Source organism: Pseudomonas sp. Sample_21 (genome assembly GCF_004307525.1).
Classification (GTDB): Bacteria; Pseudomonadota; Gammaproteobacteria; order Pseudomonadales; family Pseudomonadaceae; genus Aquipseudomonas; species Aquipseudomonas atacamensis.
This window is the reverse complement of sequence record NZ_RCNZ01000137.1, coordinates 1-15957: the sequence shown is the minus strand read 5'-3', so window position 1 is coordinate 15957 and position 15957 is coordinate 1. Positions and strand designations below refer to the sequence as shown.

The 15957-nt window shown below is 61.1% G+C and carries 18 protein-coding genes and 1 pseudogene; 9 read left to right on the top strand and 10 right to left on the bottom strand.

Annotated features, from left to right (window positions below; translation table 11 throughout):
- Position 1: 1 nt before the first annotated feature.
- Positions 2-856: a MurR/RpiR family transcriptional regulator gene (locus tag D8U71_RS25760; RefSeq protein WP_016774129.1), complete on the bottom strand. Its 855-nt coding sequence runs from the start codon at positions 854-856 to the stop codon at positions 2-4.
- Positions 857-1174: 318 nt separating this feature from the next.
- Here D8U71_RS25760 and D8U71_RS25755 point away from each other — a divergent pair, with 318 nt between their 5' ends.
- The gene (locus D8U71_RS25755) at positions 1175-1744 is read left to right on the top strand and encodes a histidine phosphatase family protein (RefSeq protein WP_123441726.1); all 570 of its coding nucleotides are present in this window, start codon (positions 1175-1177) and stop codon (positions 1742-1744) included.
- The gene (cobF, locus tag D8U71_RS25750; protein ID WP_130889023.1) at positions 1744-2499 is read left to right on the top strand and encodes a precorrin-6A synthase (deacetylating); all 756 of its coding nucleotides are present in this window, start codon (positions 1744-1746) and stop codon (positions 2497-2499) included. Before D8U71_RS25755 ends, cobF begins: the two co-directional genes overlap by 1 nt.
- Before the next feature lie 219 nt (positions 2500-2718).
- Here cobF and D8U71_RS25745 read toward each other — a convergent pair whose 3' ends face one another.
- Genes D8U71_RS25745 through D8U71_RS25735 form a run of 3 tightly spaced genes read right to left on the bottom strand, consistent with a single transcriptional unit; the run spans position 2719 to position 5300 of the window.
- Positions 2719-3900, bottom strand: coding sequence for an acetyl-CoA C-acetyltransferase (locus D8U71_RS25745; protein ID WP_130889022.1), 1182 nt, complete (start codon positions 3898-3900; stop codon positions 2719-2721).
- 11 nt (positions 3901-3911) lie between these two features.
- On the bottom strand, positions 3912-4577 hold the full coding sequence (locus D8U71_RS25740; protein WP_016774134.1) for a CoA transferase subunit B: 666 nt from the start codon (positions 4575-4577) through the stop codon (positions 3912-3914).
- Positions 4578-4601: 24 nt separating this feature from the next.
- The gene (locus tag D8U71_RS25735) at positions 4602-5300 is read right to left on the bottom strand and encodes a CoA transferase subunit A (RefSeq protein WP_016774135.1); all 699 of its coding nucleotides are present in this window, start codon (positions 5298-5300) and stop codon (positions 4602-4604) included.
- Positions 5301-5595: 295 nt separating this feature from the next.
- Here D8U71_RS25735 and D8U71_RS25730 point away from each other — a divergent pair, with 295 nt between their 5' ends.
- The gene (locus D8U71_RS25730; RefSeq protein ID WP_130889021.1) at positions 5596-6531 is read left to right on the top strand and encodes a LysR family transcriptional regulator; all 936 of its coding nucleotides are present in this window, start codon (positions 5596-5598) and stop codon (positions 6529-6531) included.
- A 44-nt stretch (positions 6532-6575) separates the two neighbouring features.
- Here the strand turns inward: D8U71_RS25730 and D8U71_RS25725 are convergent, their stop codons facing one another.
- A complete protein-coding gene (locus tag D8U71_RS25725) occupies positions 6576-7193 on the bottom strand; it encodes a DNA-3-methyladenine glycosylase (protein WP_130889020.1) in 618 nt (205 codons plus the stop codon).
- Between the two features lie 58 nt (positions 7194-7251).
- Entirely contained in the window at positions 7252-8334 is a 1083-nt protein-coding gene (locus D8U71_RS25720; RefSeq protein ID WP_130889019.1) for a trifunctional transcriptional activator/DNA repair protein Ada/methylated-DNA--[protein]-cysteine S-methyltransferase, read from the bottom strand.
- 109 nt (positions 8335-8443) lie between these two features.
- On the opposite strand from D8U71_RS25720, the gene D8U71_RS25715 reads away from it, so the two are divergent.
- Complete coding sequence (locus D8U71_RS25715; RefSeq protein ID WP_024012478.1) at positions 8444-8875, top strand: VOC family protein; 432 nt, start codon at positions 8444-8446, stop codon at positions 8873-8875.
- Here the strand turns inward: D8U71_RS25715 and D8U71_RS25710 are convergent.
- Positions 8857-9975: a carboxylate-amine ligase gene (locus tag D8U71_RS25710; protein ID WP_130889018.1), complete on the bottom strand. Its 1119-nt coding sequence runs from the start codon at positions 9973-9975 to the stop codon at positions 8857-8859. The genes D8U71_RS25715 and D8U71_RS25710 overlap by 19 nt on opposite strands.
- Positions 9976-10136: 161 nt before the next feature.
- Between D8U71_RS25710 and D8U71_RS25705 the strand changes: the two genes are divergently transcribed.
- The 4 genes from D8U71_RS25705 to D8U71_RS25690 all read left to right on the top strand — a co-directional run bounded on the left by D8U71_RS25705 (position 10137) and on the right by D8U71_RS25690 (position 14216).
- Positions 10137-10412 (top strand): hypothetical protein, encoded by a 276-nt coding sequence (locus D8U71_RS25705; protein WP_024012480.1) that lies wholly within the window; start codon positions 10137-10139, stop codon positions 10410-10412.
- A 194-nt stretch (positions 10413-10606) separates the two neighbouring features.
- Positions 10607-11212: a biliverdin-producing heme oxygenase gene (locus D8U71_RS25700; RefSeq protein ID WP_016774141.1), complete on the top strand. Its 606-nt coding sequence runs from the start codon at positions 10607-10609 to the stop codon at positions 11210-11212.
- Positions 11209-13446, top strand: a complete 2238-nt coding sequence (locus D8U71_RS25695; RefSeq protein WP_130889017.1) for an ATP-binding protein — start codon at positions 11209-11211, stop codon at positions 13444-13446. Before D8U71_RS25700 ends, D8U71_RS25695 begins: the two co-directional genes overlap by 4 nt.
- 182 nt (positions 13447-13628) lie before the next feature.
- Complete coding sequence (locus D8U71_RS25690) at positions 13629-14216, top strand: LysE family translocator (protein WP_125926023.1); 588 nt, start codon at positions 13629-13631, stop codon at positions 14214-14216.
- Between the two features lie 142 nt (positions 14217-14358).
- Here the strand turns inward: D8U71_RS25690 and D8U71_RS25685 are convergent, their stop codons facing one another.
- Both D8U71_RS25685 and D8U71_RS25680 read right to left on the bottom strand, forming a co-directional pair.
- A complete protein-coding gene (locus D8U71_RS25685; RefSeq protein WP_130889016.1) occupies positions 14359-15192 on the bottom strand; it encodes an AraC family transcriptional regulator in 834 nt (277 codons plus the stop codon).
- A 35-nt stretch (positions 15193-15227) separates the two neighbouring features.
- A pseudogene (locus D8U71_RS25680) lies at positions 15228-15302 on the bottom strand (VOC family protein); the annotation flags it as partial.
- 58 nt (positions 15303-15360) lie between these two features.
- Between D8U71_RS25680 and D8U71_RS25675 the strand changes: the two are divergent.
- Positions 15361-15753 carry a GFA family protein gene (locus D8U71_RS25675; protein WP_130889015.1) on the top strand — a complete coding sequence of 131 codons (393 nt, stop codon included), beginning with the start codon at positions 15361-15363 and terminating at the stop codon, positions 15751-15753.
- A 16-nt stretch (positions 15754-15769) separates the two neighbouring features.
- Here D8U71_RS25675 and D8U71_RS28510 read toward each other — a convergent pair.
- Positions 15770-15957: hypothetical protein (locus D8U71_RS28510; RefSeq protein ID WP_206663217.1), on the bottom strand; the 188-nt coding region annotated here is incomplete at its 5' end.

Genomic DNA, 15957 nt, shown 5'->3' with positions numbered 1-15957 from the left:
CTTATTTGTCCTCCAGCAGGTGAGTCGCAAAGTCGTTGCGCAGGGCATCGATGCCTTCCAGGCGATCGGCCGGGTCCGGCACGCGCAAGGTCAGGCAGGCGATCAACGCCTCGACCTGCGCCAGCGCCGGCACCATGGTATCGAACGGCGACGCCGATTCCACCGGCGCGCTGATGATCAGGTCGGCCAATTCGCGCAGCGGCGAGGCGTAGACATCAGTGAACAACACCACTCGCGCGTTGTTGTTTTTCGCCGCCTGCGCAACGCGCAAAGCTTGGGTCTGGTAGCGCCGGTAGTCGAACACCAGCACCACGTCCTGACGTTGCAGATCGTACAAACGGTCGGGCAGCAGGGCGTTGTCTTCCAGGGCGAAGCAGCCGGGACGCAGCAGACGCAAGTGGTTGAGCAGGTAATTGGCCAGCAGAATGCTGAAGCGGCCACCGAAACAGTAGACCTGATGGCGGCTGTCGAGCAGCCATTCCACGAGGATGCGCACATCTTCAGGCTGGGTCAGGGCTTGGGTGTCGACCAGCAAGCGCTGGCTGTCCGCCAGGTAATGCGCCCAGGCATCGTCCTTGTTCTGCTGCGAGCGCGGCTGCAACAGCGTGCGCGGTGAGCGCAGGCGATGGTCCATGTCGCTGAGCAGGGCTTCCTGGAATTCGGCATAACCGCCGAAACCGAGCTTTTTCACCAGACGCACGATGGTCGGATCGCTGACACCGGCATGTTCGGCCAGTCGCGCCATAGGCCCGAGACCGTTGCGTGGATACTGATCGAGCAGAGCGCGAACGACTTTGCGCTCCGATGGCGTCAGGTCCAGGCCGGGATCGGTGATCAGGTCTCTGAGAGGGGGCATCCGGGCTCCTGCTGGATGAGGTGTCGAATTCGTTTCACAATCCGTTAAACGAGTATTTATGTAATGGGTGTTACATGTCTAGCTAATTTTTGTACAGGTTTTTCGAGCACCAAAACTGTGCAAGGTGCCCGTGTAATAAGGGCTACGTCGAAGTAGTTCGCTGTTGTAGTCCTTTGCCGATTGCTGTGTCAGACATTACCTATCCCAAGCTCAGCGACGGGCCGGTGACAACCCTGAACGCCGAGGTTTTACGGCACAATGCGACGCGTATCGGCTGTGTGCCATTGTTTGTTTTATCTTTCGACCGAGAACCTGCTCGTGCCAAGTAGCCGTTTGACACTGATTTGCCATGCGCGAACCGTCGCACAGAAACTGGCGCGTTTTCCTACGGACGAGCCTGTTGAAAATCTGGCCGTTCCGTCCGACGCGTTCAGGGCGCGATTGGCGGTAACGCGGCGGCTGGTGTGTGCCCCGGAGTTGAGAACTCAGCAGACGGCGGCATGGTTTGGCGTCGATGCGCAGATTGATCAAGCCCTGCGCGATTGCGATTGGGGACGCTGGCACGGCCAATCGATCAAGGATCTGCAAGCCAACGAAAACCAGGCTTTGCAAGCCTGGCTGGCCGATCCTGAAGCGGCACCCCATGGCGGCGAATCAGTCAGGCAACTGACGCAGCGGGTCTCAATGTGGCTGGACTCCATCGCCGAAACCCCAGGACATGTAGTGGCAGTCACCCATCCGTTCGTCATGCGCGCGGCGCTGATGCAGGTGCTGCAAGGCGCGGCGTTCAATGCAATCGACATCGAGCCTCTGGGGATGATCGACTTGCGCTTCAATGGCATCTGGCGACTACGCTTGCCGGGCATGGCCCTTGACGAGGAATTCTGATGAAACAGCTGCTGGTCATCGGCATTGGCGCCGGCAATCCGGACTACATCACGATGCAGGCAGTGAAAGCGCTGAATCGGGTCGATGTGTTCTTTCTGCTGGATAAAGGCCAGAGCAAGCAGACGCTGATCGATCTGCGCCGGGAGATCTGCGGGCGCTACATCACCGACCACGCTCATCGCTTTGTCGAAGCCAGCAGTCCGGAGCGCGAGCGCGGCGATGTCGACTACACGGCGAGCGTCGATGCACTCAATCGCGCCAAGCAGCAAACCTTCGAGCGGCTGATCAATGATGAATTGTCCGACGGCCAGTGCGGCGGATTTCTGATCTGGGGCGATCCGGCGTTATACGACAGCACATTGCGGATTCTTCAGGCGCTTCAGGCATCAGGCCGCTGTCAGTTTGAATACGAAGTGATACCGGGGATCACCAGCGTTCAGGCCCTGGCTGCGCAGCACAAAATACCTTTGAACACGATTGGTCGCTCAGTAGAAATCACCACAGGCCGGCGATTGGCGGCGGGGCAGGTGAGTGAAGCGGACAGTCTGGTGGTAATGCTCGATGCCGAGGATTCCTACCAGCGGGTGGCGGATCGGCAGACCGAGATTTTTTGGGGCGCTTACCTGGGCACGTCGGATGAGATTCTGCTCAGCGGCCGGCTGGCGGATGTCGCCGATGAGATCGAACGGGTGCGCAAAGCGGCGCGGGCGGAGCATGGGTGGATTATGGATACCTATCTGTTGCGCAAGCCTTGAGTGGTTGGCGCCTGAACAAGCGCTTTCGCGAGCAGGCTCGCTCCCACAGGGAAATGCGTTGCAGAATGTGGGAGCGAGCCTGCTCGCGAAGAGGCCAGAACATTCACCACCGATTTGGGACAGGCAAAAAGAAACCCGGTGCAACGCAAATCGCACCGGGCTTTTTGTTGCCAGCCAACAGCGGATGTCGTGGATCCGCCGTCAACCTTGAACTCTTTATCAGCCGCGTTCCAGCGCTAAAGCCACGCCCTGACCGCCGCCGATGCACAAGGTCGCCAGACCTTTTTTCGCATCGCGCTTGAGCATTTCGTGCAGCAATGTCACCAGCACGCGGCAACCTGATGCGCCGATCGGGTGGCCGAGGGCGATGGCGCCGCCGTTGACGTTGACCTTGTCCAGATCCCATTGCAGGTCCTTGGCCACGGCCAGCGATTGCGCAGCGAACGCTTCGTTGGCTTCGATCAGGTCGAGCTGGTCGATGTTCCAGCCGGCCTTGTCCAGGCAGCGGCGGGTCGCCGATACCGGGCCGATGCCCATGATCGCCGGGTCGACGCCAGCGTTGGCGTAGGCGGCAATCCTGGCCAGAACCGGCAGGCCCAGCGCTTTGGCTTTCTCGGCACTCATCAGAATCACGGCGGCGGCACCGTCGTTCAGCGACGAGGCGTTGCCAGCGGTGACGCTGCCGTCCTTTTTGAACGCCGGACGCAGTTTTGCCAGAGATTCTGCGCTGGTATCGCCGCGTGGCTGCTCGTCGACCTTGAACGCCACCGGATCGCCTTTGCGCTGCGGGATCAGGATCGGCGTGATTTCATCAACGAAGCGCCCGGCCTCGATCGCAGCGGCAGCTTTCTGCTGGGAAGCGGCAGCGAAGGCGTCCTGCTGTTCGCGGCTGATCTGGTATTTGTCGACCAGATTCTCGGCAGTGATGCCCATGTGGTAATCGTTGAACGCATCCCACAGGCCATCGCTGATCATGGTGTCGACGATTTGCGCGTGGCCCATGCGCAGACCGGTGCGCGCACCCGGCATGATGTAGTTGGACAGGCTCATGTTTTCCTGACCGCCGGCGATGATCACCTCGGCGTCGCCGCAACGGATCGCTTGCGCGCCCAGGTGCAGAGCCTTGAGGCCCGAACCGCAAACCTTGTTCAGGGTCATGGCCGGCACGGCATGGGGCAGGCCAGCCTTGATCGCGGCCTGACGTGCCGGGTTCTGCCCGGCGCCAGCGGTGAGCACCTGGCCCATGATCACTTCATCGACCTGCGCCCCGTCCAGACCGGTCTGCTCGAGCAACTGGCGGATCACCGCCGCGCCCAGGTCTACTGCGGATACATTGGCCAGGGAGCCCTGAAAACTGCCGATCGCGGTACGCGTGGCGGCAACAATGACGACGTCTTGCATTTTCGAATTCCTCACTGGGCAGCGAACTGCATTTCCGGTACGTGATCCGGGACGATCAGTTTACCAGCGGTTTTGGCGACGATTTCCTCGACGCTGACGCCAGGTGCGCGTTCCTTGAGGACAAAAGCGCCATTTTCGATTTCCAGATAGGCGAGGTCGGTCAGCACGCGCTTGATGCAGCCGGCACCGGTCAGCGGCAGGCTGCATTTGGCCAGCAGCTTGGACTCACCGTCCTTCGAGGCGTGGGTCATGATGACAATGATGTTGTCGGCGCCGGCCACCAGATCCATCGCGCCGCCCATGCCCTTGACCAGTTTGCCTGGGATCATCCACGAAGCGATGTTGCCTTCAACGTCGACTTCAAATGCACCAAGCACGGTCAGGTCGACGTGGCCGCCGCGGATCATCGCGAAGGATTCGGCGGAATTGAAGATCGACGCGCCGATCCGTGCCGTCACCGTTTGTTTACCGGCGTTGATCATGTCGGCATCGATAGTTTCTTCGGTCGGGAACGGGCCCATGCCGAGCAGGCCGTTTTCCGATTGCAGCATGACTTCCATGCCTTCGGGGATGTAGTTGGCGACCAGGGTCGGAATGCCGATGCCGAGGTTGACGTAGTAGCCGTCCTGCATTTCGCGGGCGACGCGCTGAGCCATTTGTTCGCGGGTAAGTGCCATGTTGTTGTTCTCCGTAGGCCTGAATTATTTGCGGATGGTGCGCTGTTCGATGCGTTTTTCGAACGTGCCGCAAATGACTCGATCGACGTAGATGCCCGGGGTGTGGATCTGCGTCGGGTCGAGTTCGCCGGGCTCGACGATTTCCTCGACTTCGACCACGGTGATCTTGCCGGCGGTCGCGGCCAGCGGGTTGAAATTCTGCGCGGTGTGACGGTAAACGACGTTACCGAAATGGTCGGCCTTCCAGCCTTTGACGATGGCGAAGTCGCCAGTGATGGATTCTTCCATCAGGTACTTGCGACCCTTGAATTCCCGCACTTCCTTGCCTTCAGCAACCGGGGTGCCAACGCCAGTGGCGGTGAAGAACGCCGGAATGCCGGCGCCGCCCGCGCGCATTTTTTCGGCGAGGGTGCCTTGCGGGGTAAGGATGACTTCGATCTCGCCCTTGAGCAGTTGCTCTTCGAACAGCTTGTTCTCGCCGACGTAGGAGGCGATGACTTTGCTGATCTGGCGGTCGGTGAGCAGCACGCCAAGGCCGAAACCATCAACGCCGCAGTTGTTGGAAACGACGGTGAGGTCACGGGTGCCCTTGCGCTTGATCTCGGCGATCAGGTTTTCCGGAATGCCGCACAGGCCAAAGCCGCCGGCGATAACGGTCATACCGTCTTCCAGCCCGGCCATTGCTTCCTCGTAGGAATACACACGCTTGTCGAAACCTGCCATAGGCACCTCTTTTATTATTTGCGGGCGGCTGGCTAGCCGAATGACTGGAGTGTCTCTCTGCGGAATATATTTGTTAAGTTGATTTTTACGGTTGATTGATTGATAAAGCTCACTAATACGCGTTCGGCGATGATCGTTCCCACGCTCCGCGTGGGGATGCCTCCTGGGACGCTCCGCGTCCAGTGACGCGGAGCGTCACGGGCTGCATTCCCACGCAGGAGCGTGGGAACGATCAGGGCCATCGCATCACAGCTTGCAGCTTGACGCTTGCAGCTTGCAACTGGAGTAAAGCGACATGACCATCAAACAGATCCGTGCCTTTCTCGCCGTGGCCCATAGCCTGAGCTTCGCCGTGGCCTGCGAGCGTCTGCACCTGTCGCAGTCAGCGCTGAGCCTGACCATCAAAGCGCTGGAAGAGGGCCTGGGCGGGCGCCTGTTCAGCCGCAACACGCGTAATGTCGCGCTGACTCCGGAAGGCGAGTCCTTGCTGCCGCTGGCGCGCCGCTTGATCGCCGATTGGGACAACGCCGAAGACGAGATGCGCCAGCGTTTCAGCCTCCAGCGCGGACGCGTGACGCTGGCGGCGATGCCGTCGTTTGCCGGCAATCTGCTGCCGCCGATTCTCAAGAGCTTCCGCGCGCGTTATCCGAACGTCAACGTTACGGTCAACGACGTGATCAACGAGCAAGTGCTGGAAATGGTCCGCGATCGCCAGGTCGAACTCGGTGTGGCGTTCGCGCCGATGCAGAGCACATCGATGACATTCACACCGCTGTATGTCGATCGCTTTGTCGCCGTGGTGCCGGCCGATTCAGCGCTGGCCGGTCGCGCCGACATCGATTGGCAGACTTTGCTGGAGCAACCGTTCATCACCCTGCAGCGGCCATCGACCGTGCGGGTCATGCTCGAAGAGCATTTGCAGGCGCGCGGAATGAAGTTGCCGGTGGAGTTCGAGAGTCATCAATTGGCGACGGTCGGGCGAATGGTTGCCAGCGGGCTTGGGGTCAGCGCGGTGCCGGCGTTGTGCGCGGGGCAGATGCGCGAGCTCGGTGCGCATTGCCTGACCTTGAATGATTCTGTGGAGCGGGCGATTGGTCTGTTGACCGAGCCGGGCAATGAACTGTCGGCGGCGGCGCAGGCGCTGTTCGAGATTCTCAAGGCTGAAGATTTGCAGCGCCAGTTCGATTTCCCCCTCACCCCGGGAGCGCGGAAACAGAGCGCCGAACGCTAATTCAGTGCGGGAGCGAGCCTGCTCGCGAAGAACGATAACGCGGTCTAAGCCTTGGCCACGCGCCACAGATACCAGGCCGCGACCGTCCGATAAGGCCTCCACGCCTGGCCAATCCCGATCATCTGTTTGCGCGTCGGCTGCACCTCCAGTCCCTTCAGGCGCCGATATCCCTCACGTACGCCAAAATCATCCGCCGGCAGGATATCCATCCGTTCCAGGCTGTAGATCAACAGCATCTCCACGGTCCAGCGGCCGACCCCGCGCAGGCTGGTCAGGCGTTCGATCAGGGTTTCATCGTCCATCGCCCGTGCAGTCGGGTAATCCGGCACCACGCCGTCCAGCGTCGCCTGGGCGATCCCTTGAATCGTCGCGATCTTGCTGGCTGAAAATCCGCAAGCGCGCAGTTGCTCGACCTCAGTCGCGAGAATCTGCTCCGGGCGTGGAAACACCTGACCGGGAAACAACCCCACTAAACGCCCAAGGATCGCATCGCCGGCCTTGGCGTGCAGTTGCTGATAGGCAATCGCCCGTACCAGCGATTCATACGGGTCGCGCGCCGGATGTGGCTGATGCAGACATGGGCCGACGGCGCTGACATGGCGCTGCCAGTCAGTGTCTATCGCGGCCAGAAAAGCGCTGGCCATCTCATACATGTCAGCCATGTTGCGGTGATTCGGACATACCCATCGAAATCCCTGTTTGCGTGTTGGATTGCATGGCTCAAAAAGCCAATTGTTGAGTCATTTGCAGTGCGGCGTTTTCCAGCCTGAGCAGGAACGCCTTGCGCGGTTGTCCGCCACCATAACCGGTCAGCGAGCCGTCTGCGCCGATCACTCGGTGGCACGGGACCACGATCGACAGCCGATTGTGCCCGTTGGCCAGGCCGACCGCACGGCTGGCGCCGGGTTTGCCCAGGCCTGCCGCGATGGCGCCGTACGTGCTGGTGTGGCCATAGGGAATTTGCAGCAGCGCCGCCCACACCTCGCGTGCAAAAGCGCTGCCGGGCAGGTGCAGCGGCACGCTGAACTGAGTCAGTTTGCCGGCAAAGTAATCCGCCAGTTGCACCTCGATCTGCTGCAAGTGGGCGTTATGCCCCGGTGCAATCGCGTAGCCGTAACGGTTTTGCAGCGCTTCAACTTCACGGGTCAGCGCCGGGCGATCGAGAAATTCCAACAACACCAGCCCACGGCGCTCGGCCATGGCGATCATCGGCCCCAGCGGCGTGGTCAGGCGGGTGAACAGCAACGGTTCACTATTGGCCGCGCGGCCCGGGGTGATGTGGAAGGACTTCTGAAACGCGTCGCGAAAACCACTGAGCGATTCATAGCCGGAGTCGAACGCGGCGTGATCGATCGAAGTGCCTTGCCTGATTCCGCCCAGAGCCATGCCGAGGCGCCGTGTGCGCAGCCAGGCGTGGAAAGTCATACCGAAGTGCTGCTTGAACCAGCGTCGCAGTTTCAGCGGTTCGATGCCCTCGGCGAGCAATTGCGCATCGCTCCAGCGCCGTTCGGGATCGGCGTTCACCGCATTGAGCAGGCGCTGCACCCAGTCCGGGGCGATGGCTGCTGCGTCCAGCGGTTTGCAGCGCAGGCAGGCGCGGTAACCGGCGCACAGGCACTCGTCGGCGTGGGCGAAGAATTCGACGTTTTCCGGTTTCGGCTTGCGCGCCGTGCAACTGGGGCGGCAAAAGATCCCGGTGGTTTTCACGGCGGTGAAGAACACGCCTTCATAGGCAGTGTCGCGCTCGAGCATGGCGCGAACCATTTCGGCGTGGGGCGGCAGGGCAGCGGCTGGTATGTTCATGACGTGAGAGTAAATCCGCTTTGTCGATGGCTCCACCGAAAAATCGACAGTGAATTTTTTCCCTTGTGCAGCACAATGAGCGAGTCGCCGCTTTCGAGGAAGCCAAACCATGCAGCCTTTTTCCATTCAGCGCATCGATCATATCGTCCTGCGCGTCGCCGACCTGCAACGCAGCATCGATTTCTACGCCAGGGTGTTCGGCGCCGAGGTGGTCAGGCATAACCAGCCACTGGGGCTGGTGCACTTGCGCGCTGGCACGTCGATGATCGATCTGGTCGACTTGCACGGCGAACTCGGGCGCAAGGGCGGTGGCGCGGCGCAGGCGCAGCGACGCAATGTCGACCACTTCTGCCTGCGCATCGAACCGTTCGATGAAGCCGCGCTCATCGCTCACCTGCAATCGTTCGGGCTGACCGTTGAACAAGCCGCCAGGCGTTTTGGCGCCGAGGGTTACGGCTTGTCGCTTTACTGTTTCGACCCGGATGGCAATCAGGTCGAACTCAAAGGCCCGTCCGAGAGCGATCAGCCAGCGGTTTCCTGAAGCAGCAGCTCGGCCACTTGCCCGAGGGCCGAACGGCCGTTTTGCGCTTGTTCAGAAGCCTGATTGAACAGCGCCAGTTGCCGATCGGCGCTGGTGCCGCTGTCGATGATCGCCCGGGCACGCTCGAACAACTGCGCCGCACCCAGTATCTGCGCCGTCTCGGCAAAACGCTGCTCGGCCAGCTCCAGCCACTGCGCGAGTGAACAGTCGCCGTCGATGCCTTCGACCAAAAAGCGCGCATGAATCCCCTGATGTTTGGCCCGCCAGCGATTTTCCTCCAGCATCGAACGCACGGTCTGGTCGTACAGCAAACCGGGCCGCCGCTGCGCACTGGCATGAGCCACCAATACGCGGAAAAACGCCGCCAGGGTCAGCGCATCGTCGACCCGAGGGCAAGCGTCAGTCATACGCAGTTCCAGGGTCGGAAAACGCGCGGCCGGACGCACGCCCCACCAGCACTCGCCGGGCTGGCTGATCGCGCCGATGCGCGTGAGAAACGCCAAGTGCTCGTCGTAATGGCGCTGATCGGCGAACAGCGGCGGGATGCCCATGCGTGGCCACTCGTCACACGCGGTCTGCCGATAGCTCATGAAACCGCTGGCGGCGCCGTCCCAGATCGGCGACGAACAACTCAGCGCCAACAGCAGCGGCGTCCACGGCAGCACTTCGTTCATCACCGCAATGCGATCCAGCGGCTCTGCCACCTCGACGTGCACATGCAGGCCCGACAGCACGCTGCGGCGGGCGACATGGCCGTAGCGCTCGAACAGATACCGGAAGTGTTCCTCGTCGGTCGGAACCTGCTCGCGCCAGTCGGCCAGCGGATGACTGCCGGCGCTGAGCATGCCCAGAGCAAATGGCTCCAGGGCCGTGCGCAAGGCCTGACGGCTGCCACGCAGAAAATCACTGGCGTGTTCGAAATCGCTGAATACCGGCGAAGCCACCTCGATCTGGCCCTGAAACATCTCTGTGGCAAACCACACACCCAGCGCCGCCCGGCAAGCCTCGATGGCCTGTGGCGGCGGACTGCCGATCATGCGCAGGCTCTGCAGGTCAGTGAGAAAGTACTCTTCCTCAATGCCGAATCGCGGGTGGCTCATGACAGTGCTCGAGCAAGTGTTTCTCTTGAGAACCGTGCGCCGTTGCGGTGGTTCACGCCGGGCGACCAGTGCCCCGCGAATGCACCGTTGGTCTTGTCCATTGCACTTGAGCGGCCAGGGCGTTGCCAAACAAGTCCGATCAACGTGTTCTGGAGGCAGACATGAGCAACTCATCCAGCAACGACAAAGCGCTTAACCAAACCGTCAATCCCAACGACGACGGCTTCGCCATCGGCACGGCCGGGCGTGATGAAGACCCCAACGCCACCACCGACTGGGATGTCAGCCGCGATAACGAGGATGTCATGACGCCGGACGATACTCGCGGTCTGCCCGGTTATCCCGGGGCCGAAAAAAACAATCCTTCGAAACCCGTTGTCGACAGCAGCGTACCGGCCAACGGCGATCCATCGGTGCAGAACGACGGCGCTGATTGAGGTGGTCAACAGTGGCAGGATAATGGCGTCGGTCGAACTTTTCTGATCCGGCGCCACTCTGAACCTGTCATAGGGTCGCAGTTCGACAGAAAAAACGCTTCGGCAGGCAGAAAAAGCTGCGTGGCGTGATAAATTCCCCCCACGTCGAGCCCACCCAGAATGGCCCCTGCCGGGTCCCACCAAGAGCGATCTACATGCAAGCAAAGGCCCGTGAGGTTTATGTGCCACCGGTGCTGCAAGATCTGCGGGCCGGCACAGCCGAACTGCACATCGCACTGGAAAAACGCCTTCCTTTTTTCTCCGACACCCTCGATACCCCCGCTTTCGAGCGCTTGATGCAGGCCTATTACGGGTTCTATCAGCCGCTCGAACAGGCGTTGCTCGCCAGTGGCGCGGTCCCGGACGATTTCAATCTGCTGCCTCGTCTGAAGGCTGACACCCTGCGCGCCGACCTGCGCGCACTGGGGGCAACCGCTGATGATTTGCCGCTGTGTGAAGATCTGCCAGTCATTGACTCCAGCGCCGCCAGTCTCGGTGTTTTGTACGTGCTCGAAGGCGCGACTCTCGGCGGGCAGATCCTGCGTCGCGAGATCGCCGCGCGGCTGAATCTGGACGCCGACAATGGCGCTGCCTTCCTCGATGTCTACGGCGCGGCCACCGGGCGGCGCTGGCGCGAGTTCATCGAATACCTGAGCAACCGGCCCATGGCGGCCAGCGAACGCGCGGCCGTGGTCAGCGCAGCACAAATCACATTCAGCTGTTTCGAGCAGTGGCTCGAGCGCCAGGAGGTACTGGCATGAACCCGCAAGACCCACAAGCCTTTGAAGAACTGCTGGCCAACTGTGCCGACGAGCCGATCCGCTTTCCCGGCGCGATCCAGCCCCATGGTCTGCTGCTGACCCTGACCGAGCCTGCGCTGCAGATCATCCAGGTCAGCGCCAACGTCGAAACCCTGCTGGCCCGCGCGCCCGAATCCCTGATCGGCCAGCCGCTGCACAGCCTGATCGGCGCCGAACACACCGCGCAAGTGCTGCAAGCCTTGCAACAGGCGACGTTCTCCGAGGCGGCGCCCCTGCGTTTCGAGCTTAACGGCACTGAATTCGAAGGTTTGCTGCACCGCCATCAGGGCGTGCTGATTCTCGAGCTGGAAATTCACGTGAAGAATTTCCAGCCGCGCAACGTCGCCGGGGTCAATACCCACTTGGGCCGCATGCTCCAGCGCCTGCAAGCGGCGACCACGCTGCAGGCCCTGTACGACATCAGCGTCAAGGAAATCCAGGCGATGACCGGTTACGACCGGGTGCTGATCTATCGCTTTGAGGAGGAGGGCCACGGTCAGGTCATCGCCGAAGCGTCCGATCCATCGATGGAAGTGTTCAATGGCCTGTTCTTCCCGGCCTCGGACATTCCCGAGCAGGCGCGCGAGCTGTACCGCACCAATTGGCTGCGGATCATCCCCAACGCCGATTATCAGCCGGTGCCGCTGGTGCCGAAGCTGCGCCCGGACACGCAGACGCCGCTGGACCTCAGTTTCGCCACGCTGCGCAGCGTCTCGCCGATTCACTGCCAGTACATGAAGAACATGGGCGTGCTGTCGTCGATGAGCATTTCCCTGCTCAAGGGCGACAAGCTCTGGGGCCTGATCAGCTGCGGCAACCGCCAGCCGCTGCACGTGCCGCATGAATTGCGCATGGCTTGCCAGACCATCGGCCAGGTCCTTTCATTGCAGATCAGTGCCATGGAAACCCTTGAACTGACCCGCCAGCGTGAAGAGAAGGTCGAAGCGCTGGCGCGGCTCAATCAGGCGATGGTCGATTCGCCGCAAAATGTTTTCGACGGCCTCGCCCAGCAGCCAGCGACGCTGATGGCGCTGGTCAATGCCGGCGGCATTGCGATCATCGAAGACAAGCAGTTGCACCGTTACGGCAACTGCCCTGAACCGGAAGAAATTCGCGCGCTGCACAAGTGGTTGCAGGCGCGCGGCGAGCCGGTGTTCGCCAGCCATCACCTGTCCAGCGTTTACCCACCTGCGGCGCAGTATCAGTCGGTAGCCAGTGGTGTGCTTGCCATGAGCCTGCCGAAACCGGTGGACAACGGCGTGCTGTGGTTCCGTCCGGAAGTGAAGGAAAACATCAACTGGAGCGGCGACCCGCGCAAGCCGCTGGATCTGGAAAACTCCGACGCCGGGATGCGCTTGCGTCCGCGCACCTCGTTCGAGATCTGGAAGGTCGAGATGGCCGGGATCTCCGCCAAGTGGAGCCACGGTGACCGGTTCGCCGCCAATGACCTGCGCCGTTCGGCGCTGGAAAACGATCTGGCCCGCCAGGTCCGTCGCGAGCAGGCGGCTGTGCAGGCGCGCGATGATCTGGTAGCGGTGGTTTCGCACGACCTGCGCAACCCGATGACGGTGATTTCCATGCTCTGCGGCATGATGCAGAAAGCCTTCAGTTCGGAAGGTGCGCACACCTCACGGCGCATTTCCACGGCGATCGACACCATGCAGCAGGCCACGGCGCGGATGAACACGTTGCTGGAAGACCTGCTCGATACCTCGAAAATCGACGCCGGGCGCTACTCCATCACCCCGCAGGCGCTGGAGGTCGGGCACATCTTTGAAGAGGCCCAAGCGTTGCTGTCGCCGCTGGCCCATGACAAGGACATCAGCATTTCCTTCCAGGCCGATCCTGACCTGCGCATCCACGCCGACCCCGAGCGGCTGTTTCAGGTGTTGTCGAACCTGGTGGGCAACGCCATCAAATTCACCCCGCGCATGGGCACCGTCGGCGTGCACGCGAAATCGGTGGGCGACGAGATCGTGTTTATCGTGCGTGACAGTGGCGAAGGCATTCCCAAGGAGCACTTGCCGCATGTGTTTGATCGCTACTGGACGATAAAGGAAGGCAACCCGACCGGAACGGGCCTGGGTTTGTACATCACCCAAGGCATCGTCGAAGCCCATGGCGGGCAGATCGTCGCCGAGAGCGAGCCGGGGCAGGGCAGCGAATTCCGCTTCACCGTGCCGCGCCTGGCCTGATTGCCCCTTGTAGGTTTCGATCGTTCCCACGCTCTGAATGGGACGCAGAGCGTCCCGGGCTGCATTCCCACGCAGAGCGTGGGAACGATCAGATTCGCATCCTCAGGGTCATTTTCTTCAATACCGCAAATCCCCCGCTCGCTACCGTAGCCACCTCGTTCCTCGTTTGAAGCAGGTGTGCAATGAGTCTGATTCTTTCCATGGCGGCGTTTGCCCTCGCCGCATCCATCACCCCCGGGCCGGTCAATATCGTCGCCTTGAGTTCAGGCGCGCAGTACGGTTTCCGCGCCAGCCAGCGGCATGTGGCCGGGGCGACGCTGGGTTTTGTGCTGTTGCTGGTGCTGATGGGCCTGGGCCTGCATGAAGTCCTGCAATCGTGGCCATTCATGACCCGCGTGGTGCAATGGGCCGGGGTGGCGTTTCTGTTGTTCATGGCCTGGAAACTGGCCAGCGATGACGGCCAGTTGAACACCAGCGAATCCGGCCGCGCGCCGTCTATGCTCTATGGCGCGGTGATGCAATGGCTTAACCCCAAGGCCTGGCTGGCATGCGTGGCCGGCATGGGCGCGTTTGTCGCTGATGGCGAGGCGCGGCTGGTCTGGCAGTTTGCGGCGGTGTATCTGGTGATCTGTTATCTGTCGGTGGGCTGCTGGGCGTATGCCGGGACGTTCTTGCGCGGGTATCTGAGCAATGCGGCGGTGATGCGCTGGTTCAATCGGTTGATGGCGTTGTTGCTGGCGGTGAGTGCGCTTTATTTGCTGTTCACTTGATTCACAGGCTCACCACAACCCCCTGTGGGAGCGAGCCTGCTCGCGAATGCGGTGGATCAGTCAGTGAAGTGTTGAATGACACACCGCTTTCGCGAGCAGGCTCGCTCCCACAAGGGTTCAGTGTTCAACTTCGTGAATGAAGTCAGCCGCGATACTGCCCCGGCGTCGCCGCCAGATGTTGTTTGAACGCTCGTTGAAAATGCGCCTGATCGGCAAACCCGGCCTGGAGCGCGACATCGGCAATCAACTGGCCGCTGCGCAAACGCTCGCGGGCGAACTGGATGCGCTGGTTGACCAGGAAGGCATGGGGCGTCATCCCGTAACGCTGCCTGAACGCACGAATCAGGTATGACGGCGATAGTTGCGCCGCCGCGCAAATTGCCTCGAGGCTCAGCACTTCGGTGCAATGTCCACGGATGAAATCAGCGGCGCGCTCCAGCTTGAAATTCGGCTCGGCAACGGGCTCGTCCGCTGGATTCAGGCGGACCTGCAAATCACTGAAAAACTCAACCGCTGCGCTGTGTTTCGCCAGCGCCTCCACCTGGTCGTCGAGCAGAACCTCATACAACCCCATCAATTTGCCAAACAGCTCGGCATCGGTCAGATGCGTGTCGGAAAATCGGCGAAATTCCAGCTCCCCGGCAAACCCCATTTGATGCTGCAAATCCGTCAGCCACGGCGTTTCGACATACAACATCACATACGACCAAGGCTGATCATCGATCGGATTGCAGGCATGCACATCGCCGGGATTCATCAGCACCACGGTGCCGGCCGCCACCTCAAATTGCGTCTGCTCATGCACATAGGTACTGCGCCCGGCGGTGATCGCGCCGATGGAAAAGTGCGCATGGGAATGCCGCGCATAACAGACTTCACGCCCATCCGCGATCGCCCGCGCTTCGATGAAGGGCAGGGCGTCGTCGCGCCAGAAGCGCGGGGCTTTCTCGGGGTTTTTCGCTGTGGCGTGGTTCATCGTGATCGTCCCGGCAGGTCAGCGCCCTGAGTGTATTAGCTCTGGCCGGCGAATGCCCGTTGCAGTGTCGCCACATCAAGCTTTTTCATCTGAAACATCGCCTGCATTGCAGCACCGACTGTTATAGGCTCTGGGGGCGTGACACCACGAGCGCGATGGAGCTGAACCATGACTGCATTTACCGGCGGATGCCTGTGCGGCGATGTGCGTTTTCAAGCCTCTGGCGAGCCTTACCGGGTTGGATTGTGCCATTGCCTGGACTGTCGCAAGGTCCACGGTGCGCTGTTTCATGCCTCGGCGATTTTTCCTGAAGACGCGGTGACGATTACCGGCGAAACCCATGAGTACCAGGGGCGGCACTTTTGTCCGCGCTGTGGTTCTTCCGTGTTCAACCGCAGTGGTGATGAGGTCGAGGTGAACCTCGGCGCGCTGGATGCGCCGGATCAGTTGAAGCCGACCTATGAGAGCTGGATTGTGCGGCGTGAATCGTGGTTGCCGGATTTTCCGCTGGCCAGGCATTACCGTGGTGATCGTGAAGGCAAAGGGCGGGCAGAGGGGTAGGGGATTGATTCAGCCTTCAGTACGCTTGCGATTTCTGTGGGAGCGAGCCTGCTCGCGAAGGCTTGTTGTCGAGCGATGATTTGTTCGGTTGACCGAGTACATATCCGTTGCTGCGGTAACGGCTGCTTAGGGTTCCGCCCTTACGGCGGGTCACCTTTTTCAAACGCCAAAAAGGTAACCCAAAAGGCTTGCTCCTACGTTCGG